This is a genomic window from Saccharothrix sp. ST-888 (assembly GCF_000955975.1).
Classification (GTDB): Bacteria; Actinomycetota; Actinomycetes; order Streptomycetales; family Streptomycetaceae; genus Kitasatospora.
In genome coordinates this window covers 1-261 of record NZ_JYJF01001091.1, presented here as the reverse complement: position 1 = coordinate 261, position 261 = coordinate 1, and the positions used below count along the sequence as shown (strand labels likewise).

Sequence of the window (261 nt, the reverse complement as noted above, 5' to 3'; positions counted from 1 at the left end):
CGGATCACCGGTTCGCTGCACATGACGGTGCAGACGGCGGTGCTGATCGAGACCCTCACCGCGCTGGGTGCCGAGGTCCGCTGGTGCTCGTGCAACATCTTCTCCACCCAGGACCACGCCGCCGCCGCGATCGCGGTCGGTCCGGAGGGCACCCCCGAGAACCCGCAGGGTGTGCCGGTGTTCGCCTGGAAGGGCGAGACGCTGGAGGAGTACTGGTGGTGCACTGAGCAGGCGCTGACCTGGCCGAACGGCCAGACCCCG

At 69.7% G+C, this 261-nt stretch carries 1 protein-coding gene; it reads left to right on the top strand.

What is annotated here, in order from left to right:
• Nucleotides 1–261: adenosylhomocysteinase (locus UK12_RS35750; RefSeq protein WP_045307398.1), on the top strand; the 261-nt coding region annotated here is incomplete at both ends.